At 38.6% G+C, this 17,755-nt stretch carries 14 protein-coding genes; 7 read left to right on the top strand and 7 right to left on the bottom strand.

Features of this window, described 5'->3' with window-relative positions:
- Positions 1-47 precede the first annotated feature (47 nt).
- Positions 48-1,205, bottom strand: a complete 1,158-nt coding sequence (locus AB8618_RS18085) for an HDOD domain-containing protein (RefSeq protein WP_409426109.1) — start codon at positions 1,203-1,205, stop codon at positions 48-50.
- Entirely contained in the window at positions 1,202-3,211 is a 2,010-nt protein-coding gene (locus AB8618_RS18080; RefSeq protein WP_409426108.1) for an EAL domain-containing protein, read from the bottom strand. Before AB8618_RS18080 ends, AB8618_RS18085 begins: the two co-directional genes overlap by 4 nt.
- Before the next feature lie 364 nt (positions 3,212-3,575).
- Between AB8618_RS18080 and AB8618_RS18075 the strand changes: the two genes are divergently transcribed.
- Both AB8618_RS18075 and AB8618_RS18070 read left to right on the top strand, forming a co-directional pair.
- Positions 3,576-4,760 (top strand): FIST signal transduction protein, encoded by a 1,185-nt coding sequence (locus tag AB8618_RS18075; RefSeq protein ID WP_409426107.1) that lies wholly within the window; start codon positions 3,576-3,578, stop codon positions 4,758-4,760.
- Entirely contained in the window at positions 4,757-6,157 is a 1,401-nt protein-coding gene (locus tag AB8618_RS18070) for a sensor histidine kinase (protein ID WP_409426106.1), read from the top strand. Before AB8618_RS18075 ends, AB8618_RS18070 begins: the two co-directional genes overlap by 4 nt.
- A gap of 244 nt (positions 6,158-6,401) precedes the next feature.
- Here the strand turns inward: AB8618_RS18070 and AB8618_RS18065 are convergent, their stop codons facing one another.
- Genes AB8618_RS18065 through AB8618_RS18055 form a run of 3 tightly spaced genes read right to left on the bottom strand, consistent with a single transcriptional unit; the run spans position 6,402 to position 8,619 of the window.
- Positions 6,402-7,682 carry a sensor histidine kinase gene (locus AB8618_RS18065; protein ID WP_409426105.1) on the bottom strand — a complete coding sequence of 427 codons (1,281 nt, stop codon included), beginning with the start codon at positions 7,680-7,682 and terminating at the stop codon, positions 6,402-6,404.
- Entirely contained in the window at positions 7,682-8,257 is a 576-nt protein-coding gene (locus AB8618_RS18060; protein ID WP_033103510.1) for a chemotaxis protein CheC, read from the bottom strand. Before AB8618_RS18060 ends, AB8618_RS18065 begins: the two co-directional genes overlap by 1 nt.
- The gene (locus AB8618_RS18055; RefSeq protein WP_409426104.1) at positions 8,254-8,619 is read right to left on the bottom strand and encodes a response regulator; all 366 of its coding nucleotides are present in this window, start codon (positions 8,617-8,619) and stop codon (positions 8,254-8,256) included. The genes AB8618_RS18060 and AB8618_RS18055 overlap by 4 nt, the downstream gene beginning before the upstream one ends.
- 227 nt (positions 8,620-8,846) lie before the next feature.
- On the opposite strand from AB8618_RS18055, the gene AB8618_RS18050 reads away from it, so the two are divergent.
- Both AB8618_RS18050 and hemH read left to right on the top strand, forming a co-directional pair.
- On the top strand, positions 8,847-10,184 hold the full coding sequence (locus AB8618_RS18050) for an HD domain-containing phosphohydrolase (RefSeq protein WP_413403477.1): 1,338 nt from the start codon (positions 8,847-8,849) through the stop codon (positions 10,182-10,184).
- Between the two features lie 73 nt (positions 10,185-10,257).
- On the top strand, positions 10,258-11,277 hold the full coding sequence (hemH, locus tag AB8618_RS18045; RefSeq protein ID WP_413403475.1) for a ferrochelatase: 1,020 nt from the start codon (positions 10,258-10,260) through the stop codon (positions 11,275-11,277).
- A 146-nt stretch (positions 11,278-11,423) separates the two neighbouring features.
- On the opposite strand, the gene AB8618_RS18040 is transcribed toward hemH, so the two are convergent.
- Entirely contained in the window at positions 11,424-12,581 is a 1,158-nt protein-coding gene (locus AB8618_RS18040) for a benzoate/H(+) symporter BenE family transporter (RefSeq protein ID WP_413403473.1), read from the bottom strand.
- A 367-nt stretch (positions 12,582-12,948) separates the two neighbouring features.
- On the opposite strand from AB8618_RS18040, the gene AB8618_RS18035 reads away from it, so the two are divergent.
- Entirely contained in the window at positions 12,949-13,665 is a 717-nt protein-coding gene (locus tag AB8618_RS18035; RefSeq protein WP_413403471.1) for a hypothetical protein, read from the top strand.
- 65 nt (positions 13,666-13,730) lie between these two features.
- Complete coding sequence (locus AB8618_RS18030; RefSeq protein ID WP_138605714.1) at positions 13,731-14,474, top strand: zinc-dependent metalloprotease family protein; 744 nt, start codon at positions 13,731-13,733, stop codon at positions 14,472-14,474.
- 385 nt (positions 14,475-14,859) lie between these two features.
- Here AB8618_RS18030 and AB8618_RS18025 read toward each other — a convergent pair whose 3' ends face one another.
- Positions 14,860-16,074: an alkaline phosphatase family protein gene (locus AB8618_RS18025; protein ID WP_413403469.1), complete on the bottom strand. Its 1,215-nt coding sequence runs from the start codon at positions 16,072-16,074 to the stop codon at positions 14,860-14,862.
- 152 nt (positions 16,075-16,226) lie between these two features.
- Here AB8618_RS18025 and dgt point away from each other — a divergent pair, with 152 nt between their 5' ends.
- Positions 16,227-17,690 carry a dGTPase gene (dgt, locus tag AB8618_RS18020; RefSeq protein WP_413403468.1) on the top strand — a complete coding sequence of 488 codons (1,464 nt, stop codon included), beginning with the start codon at positions 16,227-16,229 and terminating at the stop codon, positions 17,688-17,690.
- Positions 17,691-17,755 lie beyond the last annotated feature (65 nt).

Below are 17,755 nucleotides of genomic sequence, written 5' to 3'. Positions count from 1 at the left end.
TGTGTAATACAGCCCGTTTATTATACGTTATTTTATATAGGGCCTATTTAAGATGTATAACTATGCCAATCAAATTCGCTAATAACATGGCAAAGTAAAGGGTCTACGCCTTTTGAGTCACAGTATGCACGTAATTGCATGGGGGGTTGCTCGTCAAAAATAATTTGCCAAACTATATACAACATGTGATTAAACAGAGTTAACTCATTATCATCAGTGCCATCTAAATCATGGCAACTCATCAACAAGTTACATATTTTTGTGTCGTATCCCCATAACTTTAAAACATAGGCAGAAATAAAATTGGCACTTACGTATCCATCGCTGATGGTTTGCGCATGCTGATCTGACACATCGCTTTGAGCTTGAGATAATAAAATGATCTTGCCGACAAAACTCAATAACGCCACTGAAAATAACAATTCTTGATCATGCAAGTTAAAACCAGCCAGCTTTGCAAAATCCTTAACACAACTAGCGTAATTCGCCGCTATATTCAATTGCTTTTCATGGACGTCAACAGGAATAGACGATTCAAAGTTTTTAACAACCAATAAAGAAGTGGTGATAGCCATTAATATCGTGGTACCGAGCCTCGACACAGCTTCATCTATTGACGATGTTGGCCTTACAAAACCAAGATAAGCGGAGTTTGCAAGTTGTAACAATTTAGCCGTTATTATTGGCTCTTGAGAAACAACATGGGCAATATCATGTAAATCAAATTCATCGCTTTGTACTAAGTCTATGAGTTCTTTTAAAATGAGAGGGTAAACAGGAAAACTGATCATAGCCCCTAACTGCCTGCGCACATTAAATGCAAAAGGTAACGACTTTAACGCCGCTACATTGTCAAAAAGCGCGGTTATATCTGCTTCATTAAACGGCTTAGCAAGGTAAGCATGCACAACATTAGGTTGTCGCATCATGGTGCTCAATGTCATATCACCAGTAAGTAATGCTCTAACTGGGTAGGGGTTTTGTGAAGAGCATTGCTCTAAAACATCCAATCCATTCATTTGCGGCATTAAATAATCACTTATTACTAAATCTAAGTCTTGCTTAGTGTTTAGCAGCTGCCAAAATTCATCAATATCAGAGGTTGTCATTATATCAACCTCTGGATAGGCTCGATGAATAGTCCTTTGTAATACTTTTAATAAAAAAGCATCATCGTCTAATATGACAACCGCTATCGAACTCATTGCGCACCTTGAGAATTAAAATGGTTTAAATAATTACAAAAATCATCCTGTTCTAAAGGCTCACTAAAGTAATAGCCCTGTATGTAGTCACAGCCTAATTTTTTAATCACTTCGCATTCAAAGGCAGTCTCTACCCCCTCTGCTATCACTATAAGACTGAGATCGTGAGACATACGTGTAATGTTACGAATCATACTTTGCATTGCTAAAGACGATTCAATATCAGTAATCAGCGCTTTATCCAATTTAACGCCATCTACTGGCAGTTTAGAAAGGTAGCCAAGTGATGAATAACCCACGCCAAAGTCATCAATTAATAGCCTAAACCCCAAAGCCCTTAGTCTTATTAATTGCTGTTCGCAGGTAGCAAAATCTTCGATTAAATAGGTTTCTGTTAGCTCAAAAACCAACTGTGATGGCTCTAAAGTATTGCGACTTAAGCACTCGAGCATGTAGTCAACCCAATCGGGATCATCTTTTAACTGCCTCGCAGATATGTTGACAGCCAACACGTTCACACCTATATTGTTATCCCCCCAATATTTTAGTGTTTTACAACTTTGAGAAATAACCCAGCGCCCTATTGATATAATTTGACCATCGCATTCAGCAATCGGGATAAAATGTGCAGGGGGAACCCAGCCATATTTACTTGGCTCATACCAGCGAATGAGCGCCTCAGCACTGAGTACTTGTCCTGTTTCAATGTTAACTTTTGGTTGAAAACGTAATGACAGCTCATCTTTATTTACCGCAGTTAATAGTAAACGGCTTAATTCAAAGTTCTTTTTATAATCGGCTACCAACTGAGGATCAAAGCGAGAAAAAATATGCTGCTGTTCATCTAATTGATAATTCAACGTCAACTGCATTTGATTAACGAGTTCTTTTCCCTCTAAACTATCCTCAGGAAACAAACCATACACACCATAAAGCTGCACTTGGGCATCGATATATTTACTAGGGAGTGCTTTTTTCAGATCATTCATCGCCTTATTTAGAACGGTTAAAATTTCACTATCAGATTTAATTTCAGGAACAAATAATACAAACCGATCGGCGCTCTTATGAAGAACTTTCACCGGCTTCTTTGATACGCCTTTTAGCACCTCCAAAACCAATTTTACAAGGTGGCTGCCATCTTCGCCCCCTAGCAAATTATTAATTAATTGAAACTGCGCAATACCTATATAAACGAGGGCATAACATTCTTTATTCGCTTCACACAGAGCTAAATGATGATAAAAGTTAGACTCGTTAGTCACCACTGACTGTGTTCTTGTAAGTTGAAAAATATTACTCATGCTGTTTGAGTTAATTGATAACTTTAAAAGCTGGCAAAAATCGTCATGTAAACAACGTTCAATCATAACTTCTTCGCTTTTAACTAGATCAAAAGTGCAAGCATAATTAATAAAAAGTGTACTGCTTTGTTTGTCAACAAAAGACTGGCTTACCGCTTTATTTTGAGCTGTATCTAAATGGGCGAGGTGTTTGTTTTCGTATAAATGAATATCTGAAATTATTTCAGCAGCAGGCGCATTGAAACGATTAATAATGCCATTATTGTCTATTTCTATTAGGCCAGACATGCTGCCCATTAATAACTGATCTCTTACTCTTTTTGCTCGGCGCTGTTCATATTTTACTTGCGCCTCACTAATGTTCTCAAGTAGCTCACTATCGACCCATGGCTTTTCTAAAAAACGAAATACCAATCCCTGATTTAATAACTCAACCACAGACTTAAAATCAGCATACCCACTTAGCACTAAGTTTACGCAATCGGGCCAATTAATTTTAACTTGGCGTAATAAATCAGCGCCGTTCATTTCTGGCATTCTAAAATCAGTAATGACTATCTCAATTTGATTAGCCGCTAATATTTCAAGTGCCTCAAAACCAGAGCATGCCGTCAGCACATCATAACCAGAACGAACAAGGACTCGTTTTAAAGATTTCAATACATTGAGTTCATCGTCTACTAATAAAATTCGCAAAGCCACTATCTACACCTCAAAATGGGGTTGTACTCTTGCTAACTTGATTGTTCTTCTAAGTACCCTTTGCTAAGCAACCAAATATGTTCACATCAGCAAAAGTATGTTGTATCTAACTATATACGCAATAATGCCACTTAGCTGTAACTGCCTATCTAACTGATACCTTATTTAGATCATCTATATTGATTTAAAGTTTCTATCATTAATAAGTGATTGCAATCACTAGATACAACTTAAACAAAAATGATACCGTCTAAAAATAAGCCATCCAGTTCACTTTATATAATAATAGTCTAAAATAAATTCTAAGTGATTATTTTTAGTTAAAAACATCCAGCGTTGTGGCTATTATTACCAAGGGGCATCTATGTTCGCCATTGAAACTTTTCACACTCACGGCAGCGATATAAATAAATTTATCAAACCTGTAAGTCAGTTTACAAACAACAACCCAGATTTACTGCTCGGCTTTGCTACAACCGATACCATTAAATATCTTTATAATAGCCAGCCCAACTTGATAAAAAACACTCAAAATTGCTTAATCATCTCTTCCTGCCTTGGCTCATCAACCGAAAAAAACTTATCGTTAAATGAGCAAAGCATTAGTTTATTCTCTATCAAAGACTCAACGGGTCATTATGGAATTGCCTGTTGCAATACAACTAATAACCTAAGAGAAAATGCAGCTAACACTGTACTCAAAGCCATTGCTAATGCAGGCCAAATTGGACTCGCGCCCAAAATGGTCTGGTGCTTTCAAATTCCAGGTAATGAGGAGCTAGTTTTGCAGGGAATTCAAGATGCAATCGGCCAGCGTATCCCTGTTTTTGGAGGAAGTTGCGCCGACAACGATATTTCGGCAAAGTGGTGTTTTAGCGATACTGAAAATGTATACCAACAAGGTTTTATTATTGCGGTGTTATATCCGTCAGTAGAAACATACGGCTTTTATAGTTCAGGGTATGATAAAACTGACCAGCAGGGTACAGTGACAGACGTTGACGGGCGCATATTAAAAACAATCGATAACAAGCCCGCCTTTGATGTTTATAATCAATGGAGAAAAAACATAGGGTTAAACTCCTTAACTTCAGGAAATATTCTTGCACAATCAACGATGGCCCCACTGGCAAGAGCCCTTTCCTCTGATGATGAGATTCCTAGGCTGTTGCTAAGCCACCCAGCTATAGCAAAAAATGGATCGCTAGAATTATTTTCTAACCTACATGTTGGCGATACGATTTACCTTGCCTCAGGAAGCCCAGAGCAATTAATAAAGCGAGCTGATATGGTTGTCACCTCATTAACTAAATTGGCAAAACTCCACGCTATAAAAAATATTACCGGTGCTGTTATTATTTTTTGCGGTGGTTGTATGCTATCAATTAAAGAGGCAATGCAAGAAGTAAAGCAATCTATTGCAGCACAATTACCCAACACACCGCTTATTATGGGCTTTACCTTTGGAGAACTCGGTACATTTAGCGACTCAATTAGTAAACATGGTAACTTAATGATCTCATGTGAAATTTTTGGTGACCCAGTATGAGCAACAACGAAATACTATTAGAAAAACTGCATTTATTACAGGTTCATAATTTAGCACTTGAAGAAAACCGTGCTTTTAATAGCTTGATCTTAAACGGCTTAGATGCCATTTTAAAGAACGACAGAACTGAAACCTTGCTAACTGAGTTTTTTGATATTTTGCAACAAGCGATCTCTTTTTCTGCGGCTATTTTAATTAAAATAAACCCCAGCAATGAATTATCTACATTAGTTACAGCATCGCACCCACAAAGTGATGAAATAATTACCCAACTCAAAGCACTAAATAAACCCAATAGAGACATTAAAAATGTATTTAACTTACACCAACTTTCTGATTGGCAAGTAACTGATCCTTTTTGGCATTCACAGCATGCAATGCTCACCACCCCAGTAAGTACCAGTACAGAAAGCTACCAGCTCTATATTTTTTCAGAAACAATTGGGGCGTTCAATCAGCACGATATTACTTTAATGCAGCGCTTTGTCAGTTTTGCGGGTAATACAATTTCACAATTTGAAAAACGAAACTTACTTGTTAAACAAAAAGAAATGGAGGAAAAACAAAGTAACATTGAGCAAGTGTTAATCAACTCTGAAAAAATGGCTTCGTTAGGGCAAATGGCGGCAGGCGTTGCGCACGAAATAAATAACCCTTTAAGCTACATTGTTAGTAATATCCAAAATTTGGCTTACAACCTTGAGCAATTTAGTCATTTAATTAACACGCTCAAAGCAGAAAAAGCCATAACGCAGCAAACATTAGTAGATACACTACAACATTATCAATTTGATGAATTACAAACAGACTCAAGAGATATCATTGCTGAAATGACTGAAGGGGCTGATCGAGTTAAGGAGATTGTTCAAGGGTTAAGGCAATTTGCTCATCCGGATCAAACCCAAATTGGCGATATTGATATAACCGAGCTCATTGATAACACATTACGTGTTGCCTGGAACGAAATTAAATACAACGCCAACGTTGAAAAACACTACAATACAGAACCCGTTATCATCACAGGGCGTTCAACCCAGCTCTCTCAGGTATTTTTAAATTTATTTTTTAACGCCGCTCAAGCCATTTGCGACAAGGTCGGTGTCATCAGTATCACCACTAAAGCCGATAAAAAAAATGCCTATATAACTATTGCCGATAATGGCAGTGGAATTGAGGAGGACAAATTAAATAAAATTTTTGACCCTTTCTATACTACAAAACCAATAGGCCAAGGCACAGGGTTAGGCCTGGCTATAAGCAAAGCAATTATAGAGCAACATAGTGGTCAAATTCGAGTTGAAAGCCAGCTAAACCAAGGTACTGTTTTTTATATTACTTTACCGAAGAAGCCTATTTTAACTGATGGCACGCTAAAGATATTAAATACCAAACAATAAGAACCTAACCTTGTATTTTAAAATAGTAAAGCGAGTTTAATTTTTAAATCTATTTAACCTGAACTCTGGTTAAGAGACTTCCTAACATATTGAATAATAATATTTAAATTAATTTTTTTAGCCAGAGATTTTCAATGAAAACAAGGCGAATTTACGCGTAAATAGCTGGCCTATTGTAAGTAAATTCAACGCAGTTAGCGCTGAAAATAGCTGCTAGAAATAGGTTTATTATCCAGAGTTCAGGTTATTTATACAAATCGGCCTTAAAAGTAAATTCAAAGCATGTGCCTTTACCTAGCTCACTTGTAACATTTACAGCGCCTTGGTGCTCTTGCACAGTTGCATACACTTCAGATAAACCAAGTCCAGTACCTTTACCCACTTCTTTTGTGGTAAAAAAGGGATCAAAAATACGTGCCAAATTATCAGGTTCTATACCACAGCCCGTATCAGATATAGCCAGAAAAATGTCTTTATCGTTATTGTAATCACACCTAATACTTAATATTCCCATAGGTTGCATCGCATGTAATGCATTAATTAGCGTATTAAATAATAACTGCCTAATCGCGCTAGGTTTTGCCCAAAAAATAATGTCTTTCTCTGGTACAGTGACCTCGGTTGTCGCTATATATTTTATTTCGTTTTCGAGCACAATTAATGCCGAGCTTATTTCTGCAGACAAATTCATTTCGCACCAATCTTCATTGTCTTGTGATGCAAAATCACGAAGCCCGTTTACAATTTTACGTACCCGTTCAGTCCCTCCTAATGACTCTTCAACTAATTCCGGTAAATCCTCGTAGATAAAAGCAATACCGTTTTTTTCGTAAACATCATCAAGTAATGCTACAAATCGCGGCTCGGCTTGCTTTAAGATTATTTTTTTCTGTGTTTCATTGGTTTTTATTAATTTATCCATGTAATCGCTAAGTGTTTCTAAATTAGAACGTACAAAGCCAATAGGATTATTAATTTCATGTGCGACACCCGCGGCTAATTGGCCAATGGAAGCCATTTTTTCAGACTGTAGCATTTGCTTTTGAGCGGTTTTAAGTTCGTCATGTAATTGCTTGAGCTTATTGTGGTCACGTTCAAGCTCATTTTTTAATTCCGTTTGCTGCATAAAATAGCTCGCCTCTGCGGTAACGTCTGTTACCACAATACACACATGGCCTACATCGCCATTCTGGTTGATAATCGGCATAAACTGTACATTTTGATACATTTGTGACTCATCACCAGTAATTGGCCGAGTACTGCGCATTGGAAATACATGAGGGCGTTGTTGCCAATAACTAAAACTAGGATTTTTTAATACAAAAACACTGTCGATTTTACGCTTTAAAAATCTTGCTTGTTCAGCAAAAGCCGTGAGTAAGTTTTGTCCCGTTAAATGATCGTTTCGGGTCGTTAAACCACCAAAAAAAGCAGAATTAATAAAAGTGATAATACAATTTTCATCTATAATACAAGCACCAATGGGGATTTGCTGGATAACGCGCTTAAATTCTGCCTCGTCCATCACCCCTCCAGCAAGGCACGAATTGGAATAAGCGCTTGTTCGATTGACCCTTCACTGAGACCTATAAGCACACGCGCATCAAACTTCATATGCTCTATTTTAAAATCAACTTCAATAACTAATATCGATGACCAATCTATATTCTGTGCCGCATTTTCAGGATAATAAAAAGAGGGCATATTTAATTGAGTGGTTAACTCTAATTGACTTGTAAAACCTTGCAAACAAGCCCCAGATAAAATGTTAGTTACTTCTAACACCAGTTCTTCTGTAGCCGCTTTATCTAGAGGTAAATCAAAATCCATGATATCGGCGAGTGCTTCACATCCCTCCTTTTGAATACTTGTAATTACTTCTCCACGAATTGAACCAACAAATGACTGCCTCGCAGACCAACTGCTTTTTAACCCCTCAAGTATCCCTTGAAACGCTACTGGCGACAAAGATTCAATAGCGGGCACAGACAGCGCCACCTTTGTTTGAATTAAACGAGCAAGTGCATCAGCCGCTTGTCCCATAGAAATATTCATTATTTCTTGCAGTGCATCTTGCTCCTCTTCACTTATTGAAATCATAACAATCCAACCTCGTGTAACGTATTACTAAGCTCCTCAGCTGAAATAGGCTTTTTCAAAAACCTAAAGGCGCCTAAGGAGTTAACCAATGCCTGTGCCTCGGGTTGAATGTCAGCGCTAATTACAATAACAATGGTTTTTTTATGTTTATTATGCAGTTCATCAAGCACCTCATAACCATTCATTTGTGGCATTTGTAAATCTAAAAATAACACCTCAGCTAAACCATTATTAACTGCCTCCAGAGCCTCAACGCCATTCTTAGCCTCGTGCACGATTACATCCCAATCAACAGGGAGCACCCTGCGAATGGTTTTTCTAGACAACATTGAATCATCTGCAATTGTTATTGGTATTGCCATTGAGCTCTCACATAGACTAAGAAAATTACTTTAAAATATAGATGCTCTTTATATTTTGCGCAAAAGTGTAGCTGTGTAATAGTTAAATTGTAACAACGTAAATTGCATTGATTAGCGAATATTTTTATTCAAAAAACCTATTAAAATAAAGGATTTCTATTAAAAGAGTTGTTTACTTACTACCCTTAGACTAAATTTAAATATAAACTTTTTACTGGCATTTCGTGATGCAAGAATTAGATGAAATAAAAAAACTCAATCAACTGCCGCCAAGCATCTTATGCTTGGACGATGAAGCTAATGTACTCAAATCTTTAGTACGACTGTTGCGCCAATATAAATTTGATGTGACTGTTTCAACCAATGGCCAAGATGCACTTGATAAAATGCACGCAAAGCAATTTGATGTCGTCATTAGTGACATGCGCATGCCAAAAATGAGTGGGGCTGAGTTTTTAGCTAAAGCAAGACAAATCGCTCCCGATAGCCAGCGTATTTTGTTAACTGGTTTTTCCGATTTAGAGTCAACAGTCAGTGCCGTTAACGAAGGAGGCATTCATGCTTATGTGCAAAAACCTTGGCAAAATGATCACTTAATTAGTGTTATCCAGTCAGGCGTTGAAAAGTTTAGACTAAAAAAACACAATGAAATTTTACAACGCCATGTAAATCAGCAAAATGAACAATTAAAAGAGCTTAATAGTAATTTAGAGCAACTTGTCGACAAGCGAACAAAGCAAATTAGAAGTGTACTAAAAAAACTAGAAGTCGCTAATGAAAGTGAAAAAAGAGAGCATCAATCGACTGTTGAACTGCTTTATAATTTTATCAATGCAAACCCTTATCTCGATGGTAAAAGAGCAGAAAATATAGCCGGCACATGCACCCAAATAGCGCGTTATCTTAATGTATCGCAAAAAAGTATTACGCTTGCGCCTATTGCCGGGTACTTAGCTCAAATTGGTTTACTTGCAATGGATCCTGAGCTTTACAACAAACCTATTAATGAACTTAATGAAGTACAGCGCAAAACGTTTTATACCCACCCAAGTATTTCACAATTAATGCTCATGCCAGCGACTCACTTGAGCGATGTTTCTGATGCAATTTATCACCAGTTCGAACGATACAACGGCCAAGGTATCCCCAAAGGACTTGCTAAAAACGATATTCCAATTGGTGCTATGGTGCTCAGCGTAGCTCGCGATTACTGGGAGCATTATGAGCAAAGCGATCCATTACTTACAACAAAACAACGCCATGAGGCTGCGCTCGGTAATATTAAGGCCAACAGTGGTAGCTTATATCACCCGCGTATTGTCGATGCACTTGAAGCAAGCCATACTAAATTAATTACCTCTGATAGTTCTATTGGCTCAATTAAAATAATTTGCGCTCAAGAGCTTGAAGAAAATATGACACTGGCAAACTCACTACACAGCCATACAGGCATTATGCTTTTACCCAAAGAGCATGTTTTCAATTCAAAATCGATTGTTAAGCTACAACAACTCGAAGCCAAAAAGCCGACTCCGTTTAGAATTATGGTTAAAACGGCTAAATGATTGATCTAAATTGCTCTTTTATTCGTTACAATGGGCTTAAATAAATTAATAACTTTGCTTGAAGGAGCACAACGTGTCGCGATTTTCTGCCGTTACCGATAATCCCCACGACGGGCGTTTTAACCAAAAAACGGGAATATTACTGACCAACTTAGGCAGCCCAGATGCCCCCACAGCAAGCGCATTACGTGTTTACTTGCGTGAGTTTTTATCTGATCCACGCATTGTAGAAATTCCACGCATTGTGTGGATGATAATTCTCCATGGCATTATCTTACGCATTCGTCCAAAACGCTCAGCTAAGTTATATAAAAGTATATGGACCGAAAATGGCTCGCCGCTAACTCATATTACGCGCCAGCAAAGCCTTAAATTAAATGCCTTATTAAAACAGCATGGCTATACCAACACCGAAGTGGTTATGGCGATGCGCTATGGTAACCCATCAATCGAAGCGGGCCTTGAAGAGCTTAGAGACAAAGGTTTAACCCGTATTATTGTGCTGCCACTTTATCCGCAGTATTCAAGCCCAACTACAGGCTCCACATTTGATGCAGTTGTCAATGTATTAAAAAAATGGCGCTGGGTACCAGAGCTGCACTTTGTAAACGGGTATCACAAAAATACTGTGTACCTTGAGTCACTCGCTAATAGTATTAGTGAAGATTTAGAAAAACATGGAATGCCACAAAAAATGGTGTTTTCATACCACGGTATGCCTAAACAGTTTTTAGATAATGGCGACCCTTATCATTGCCTATGTCAACAAACAACACGATTAGTGGTTGAAAAACTAGGGCTAGACAAAGATAAAGTGATCACTACTTTTCAAAGTCGCTTTGGTAAAGCTGAATGGTTAAAACCATATACAGATGCAACTCTTGAGAGCTTACCTGGCGAAGGAATTAAAGATATCGCAATTATCAGCCCTGCATTTAGCGCCGACTGCCTAGAAACACTTGAAGAATTAGAAGGTGAAAACCGCGAAATTTTTGAAGAAGCTGGCGGCGAAAAATACCGATACATTGCAGCCCTTAACGATCGTGACGATCATATAGACGCCATGTTCGATGTATTAAAGCCAATGCTATAAAAAAAGAGAGCAGCGGTTAGGTTTTAGCTCTCAGCGTTCAGCTGGAGATTAGCCAAGTGCGGTGAAAGCTTGTAGGCGCGAGTATATCTCGCGCTTTCTCTTGTATCACTTTCTGATAGCTGACAACTTATAACTCAAAGCTGCGCTTAGCGCTTACGTGTCACTATTAATGTGATTGCCCCGGCTATTATTCCCCAGCAGGCAGAGCCTACCGACCATAAAGTTAAATCTGAGGCAGTGACTAAAAAAGTAATGATAGCCGCTTCAGTATATTCAGCACTATGCAAAGACTGCTGCAAACTATTGGCAATAGTGCCAAACAAAGCAATACCCGCCAACGCTAACACTAATGCTTGTGGCAAGCTTGCCACAATTGCCACTAACATAGCCGCACATAGCGCCATAATTATATAAAACACGCCACCAGCAATACTTGCCCAATAACGTTTATCAGGGTCTTTATCAGCCTCTTCACTCATACAAATAGCCGCTGTTATAGCTGCTAAATTTATGGAATAAGTGCCAAAGGGAGCCGTCACACAATTTATTAACCCGGTCACAGTTAATGACGATGATATAGGCGCTTTATAATTATGTGCTTTCAAAATAGCGAAACCGGGTAAGTTTTGTGAGGTCATAGTTACTATGTATAAAGGAATGCTTATACTTACAAATGCCTGCAAACTAAAGCTTGGCGCTATATATGCAAAACTACTGGCTTGCCAATGCACGGTACTGGTATCGATATTACCCATATACCACGCTAAAAATATACCCGCTAGCAACACACTTAGCATCGCAAAACGGGCAAAAAAGCGCTTACCAATAAAGTACACCACCACCATTAAACCAATAACTAATGGCATATCGTTCATAAAGTTAAACACATCAATGCCAAATGTCACTAATACTCCCGCTAACATGGCACAAGCCAGTTCACTAGGAATACGGTTCATAATTTTTTCAAACCACCCGGTTACTCCCGACACCAGCACCAAAAAGGCCGATAACATAAATGCGCCTATCGCTTCATGTAAGCTATAGCCTTGAGCACTTGAAATTAGTAGTGCAGCCCCTGTGGTCGACCATGCAATTAAAATCGGTACTTTATAATAAAACGACAACACAATAGAGGTACTGCCCATTACCAAGCCCAGCATTAATATCCAGCTTGCCACTAGTTCAGGTGTGCCACCTAAAGTGATCACCACTTGGTAAATCAATGCTATCGAACTTGAAAAACCAATAATAACGGCAACAAGTCCCGCCATAGTGCGACTAAGTAATTGATCAGTCCCTGCCATAATTCCCTCATTTCATGCTTTAACGTTACAACATACTTTGCCTATTTTTACATTGCAATTTTGAATAATGAATATGAAAAAACATCACGTTAATAAATTTTTTTATTAATCAATTTTTGCCTATCAAAATCATTGCTATTTAAAAAATAAACGCGTACCTAAAAACAACCCGCAGAGCGCATTATTGCTGTAAAAAGCTGTAATTTTTAAGCTAAAAACATATCCCCCAAAAAGACAAACTAAATACTTACAATGAGTTATAAAAACCCCCATTAACACTTTATGGTTACAATTTAAATTTGATCTCATCCTATTTTTAATATAAAACTTAACAATTATTTCACCAATTACCCTAAAAGAGAAACAGATGAAACGTTACATTGTTTTAATTATCGCTATTCCTTTGTCTGTATTTGCCATTTATACACTGCTTGAGAATCAGAAAAAAATCGATAAGGAGGCAGTAGCCCCTATTGCCGTAGACATCGTCCCTGTTGATTCTGAGTTTGTAAAACAAACACGTAAGCCATTGCCAATTGATATGAGTAAAGACCCTATTACAGTCAAACCCTCAGAAGAAAAACTAGCCGACACTGAAGACTCGTTTGATGCAATAAATAAGCCTTCAACTAAGGCCAAAGAAATACTTAAAGCGGCAAAAGTACTGCCTACTGATTTACAAAATGAAGCCTATATAGAATTTGATTTAACAGCACTTAAAGCCCTTAAAGCAGGGGATAATTTTGATCTCGCTATACCGCAAACCGCAGAAACCTACAGCGCTGAAATAACTAACGTTACCAGTGCCAGCAACGGCGATAAAAGTATTGTTGGCCAAGTGATTGGTGCTAATGGAGCAATGCACACCACCATATTAACCGTTGGCAAGGATGCAGTATATGGTCAATTTACAGCCCCAAGTGGCAACTATGTTTTTGAAAGCAAAGGACAATATGGCTGGATTGCAGCAAAGCGTGATTTATACAAATCACATATAGAACACCAAGTAGGTGAACCCTCGCCAAAAAATACTGATGGTGGAGATCCGTTTGCACCCAGTGATGAAAAGTCACCCTCTATTTAATTTTTAATCTAAACAAAGACGACACAGCAGTAAAACTGCAATCATAAAAGAAAGGAAAGACGACTATGAAAAAAATAATATCAACAGCCGCTATTGCAACAGCATTATGTGCAGCAAGCACAGTATCAGCAGAAACAATTGATATCGGTATTTTATATACCGACCAATCAGCTGCCGCTACCAGTAATATTAACACTAAGATAAATCAGCTTATTGCTTTTAGTAATCAAGTATATAGCCAAAATGGCGTTGATATTACACTGCGTTTAGTCGGCTCTCAAAACTTAGGTAACCACGCAATAACCCCTTCAGAAGATTGGCTGGACGCTGTGACAAACAGCAGCTACGTAAATGGTTTACGTAATGACTGGAAAGCAGACATGGTAGCCGTACTAGGTACTGGTCAAAGTGCGGGTAGCGGTTTAATTTCATGTGGTATTGCTTGGGTTGGCCAAGGCACGAATGGCAATTTATACAGCTCAATGAGCGATCGTATGTACTCAATTACAGCTGTTGATTGTGGTGCTACAACATTCGTACATGAACTAGGTCATAATCAAGGCCTTACACATTCTCGTAAACAAGGCGCAACTAGTGGCGGTGTATATGTTGATGGCATGGGCCACGGTGTACAAAATGAATTTGCCAGTATTATGGCTTACCCACATGTGTTTGGTAGTGCGACTCAGTACGATTATTTCTCAAACCCAAATTGGAGCGTAAACGGTATTCCATTTGGTGTGACTAACCAAGCATATGCTATTCGTACCGTCACTGATACCAAAACCAGTATCGCCAACTTTAAATAATCTCAATTGTGAATAATGAGCTTATTCTAAGATTTAGCATTAGGGTCTGTTGATCTTTCAAGGTTAAATTTGCAGCAGTCTGTTTGGTATTTAGGCAAGGCAGAGCCTATGTGGTGTGGTTATTCCCCATAAATAGGCGATAACGCAGCATCAATGCCAAACAGGCGCTGCCCAAAGGGTTCTGCCTAAGGGCGATTTACTCTTTGTTGCTCGGTTTTTACTTAGCCCACTAGGTTACAAACCTCGCGCCGCGATTAAACCGCCCCTAGTTTGAACAAATATTAATCTGCAAAGATCAACAGACCCTAAATAAATGGGTAAATTATTACCCATTTACACCAATTAAGTTTCCCTTGCGGAGCGCCTCGGCGCTCTTTTTTGATGATTAATCATTACCTGCTTTTATTGCAGGAAGTAAAGTTTTGCCATCGCTATCTACTTCACTCATTAGCGTTAACCCCATTACTTTGGCAAGCACAGGATAAACATCTAAATTATTCACCAGCTCAATACTTACACCTTTTTTAAACGCAGGACCTGCTGCTATAAAGGAGGCAGCCATATCATCACTATAAGCATAGCCATGTGTACCTAAATAAGGCGCTTTAGTACCGTTACTAAATACCGCAGGCGCATTAGTTTGCACCACAATATCACCCACTCTACTACCGCTATTATAATGGTAGCCTGCAAGTTGTTCGCTACTTAAGACACTATAACGCCCCTTAGCCGCTTTTTGTAAACGTGCTTTATATGCATCAATATCCGCATTTTTAGCATCGCTTTTAGTATAAATAAGTAAACGAGGTCCGGTATTCACAATAATAAAATTATCATCTTTAGGTAAACTGCTAACAATAATGCTTTGCTCAGGATCAACCTTTGCCATGCCATGATCAGAAACAATGACTAAGTTTATATCCTGAGATAATTTGCTCAAGCGAGTACGTAATTGCCCCATTAAGGCATCTAACTTATGAACGGCGTCGCGTGTTTGTACTGCATCTGGGCCAAACTCATGCCCAATACTATCAACCAGCGAAAAGTAACTGGCTACAAAACGTGGACGCTGCGCCTTAGGTAAACTTAACCATTGTACAATTTGGTCAATTCTGTCTTGGTAGTCACCTTGTTTAGAATAATGAAAATAGTAATCAGGCGTCATGCCATTAAAGCGCGCATCCGACTCAGGCCAAAAATAAACTGCCGATTTAAGCCCATGCATTTTTACTAAATTCCATAAGGGAGTACCACGTACCCAAGTACTGTCTTTTTGGCCTTTACCCATGCTGTAGCATTCATTATTGCGCGCTTTGTCGCAGAACTTATTATCAACAATACCGTGGTTAACGGGCAGTAAACCGGTGATCACTGAAATATGGTTAGGAAACGTTTTAGTAGGGTAAACTGGCTGCATCTTTTGCGCCCTAACTCCTTGTTCAGCCATTGCTTTTAAATTTGGTGCACCGTGCTTTTCAATATAATCCCAACGCAAGCCATCAATTGAGATCATAACAACCGTTTGCTCTTTGGCTGCAAACGCATTATTCATCCCTAACAAAAGGCAAAAACAGACTGCCTTTGTGATCCATAATTTCATTTTAAACACCTATAGATGTATGCTAATTTTAAAAAATAATATTAAAGCAAGTTGTTACTTTATGATACATGCTGATAGATTAAAGATGGCTCACTAAAAAACATAACTCTGCATTAAATAAGAGCTTAACGTGAAAAATAAAAAGGATTGCCATGATCGACTTCAGTAGCAAAATCACCCCTGCGCGCATGCAGCGCACTACAGCCAATTTACAAATGGCGCTTGAGAGCGATCGTGGCCGCATTATCAACAGCGCAGCCATTCGTCGCCTGCAACAAAAAACCCAAGTATTTCCGCTTGAGCGTAACGCAGCAGTGCGCTCACGTCTTACTCACTCATTAGAAGTACAACAAGTTGGTCGATTTATCGTGCAGCGTGTTTTTGCCAATCTAAATTACCAACAGCAAAAAGAATATGGTTTATCCGGCTTAGAACGCCCTCTAGAAACCCTAGTAGAAATGGCCTGCCTAATGCACGATATTGGTAACCCGCCGTTTGGTCACTTTGGCGAGGCCGCCATTAATAATTGGTTTAATGCTAACTTGGCAAGTATTACGCCTGAGCGTTGCCAAACAGCCAATAGCAGTATAGGCATTATTTTTAAACATTTAGCACAAGATATTTGCAGCTTTGAAGGCAACGCCCAAGGCATACGTATTATTCACTCATTGCTCAGCCTAAATTTAACCTACAGCCAAAGTGCAGCAATTTTAAAGTATACCCGCCCTGCCAGTTTAGCAAAGCAAGATATTCCACAAAATAAAAACTACATTATGAAAAAAGTGGGCTACTACTACAGCGAAAAAAGCTTTATAGAAGCACTACAAACAGAGCTAAAAATGGAGCCGCATTGTCGCCATCCCGCCAGTTATATAATGGAAGCCGCAGACGATATTTCTTATTGCTTGGCTGACATAGAAGACGCGGTAGAAAAAGACATAATAAGCACTCAGCATTTGTGCGAGCAATTAAAAAAGCAGTATAACAAAGCGCTGATCAACTTAGCCTTAAACGATACCCAGCACCAAAGCTTTGTAGATGATGCAATTAATTACGCTATTGAACGCGCGCAAGCACAGCCCTTTAATTTTAATAGTGAATTTTTTATTTATTTACGCGTATCGTTACTGCATCCATTAGTGAATCATGCCGCAAAACGCTTTATTGAAAATATAGAGCCAATTTATCATGGTGATTTTAATCATGCATTATTAGAAGATCGCAGTTACTTACATGCTGCAACCCAAGCCCTTAAGCAAGTGGCGCTTGAACATGTGTTTTCTCATAAAGAGGTCGAAAAGCTTGAACTACAAGGCTATCGTATTATTAACGGCCTACTAGAATGCTATAAGCCATTACTACAATTAACTAGCGACGATTTTAAACGCGCATTACACGGCGACAACCGTTTATTAATAGAGTCACGATTAGTTAAAAAGCTCTCTAAAAAACATTTAAGTAGCTATCAGCACGCCATAAATGCCATGCAAGAAGAGCCCGACCACTTTGCGGCTTATGAGTTTTATTACAGATGTAGACTCATCCAAGATTACATAAGCGGCATGACCGACCAATTTGCTTACGACGAGTACCGCAGCTTAATGGTAATTGACTAAGCCACGCTCAGATCGTGAAATTGCTAAGCCCTAGATAATTTTTTACTTTGCGCTTAAAATTAGGG

It is taken from the genome of Pseudoalteromonas sp. RW-H-Ap-1 (genome assembly GCF_048318575.1).
Classification (GTDB): Bacteria; Pseudomonadota; Gammaproteobacteria; order Enterobacterales; family Alteromonadaceae; genus Pseudoalteromonas.
This window is presented reverse-complemented; position numbering and strand designations above follow the sequence as displayed.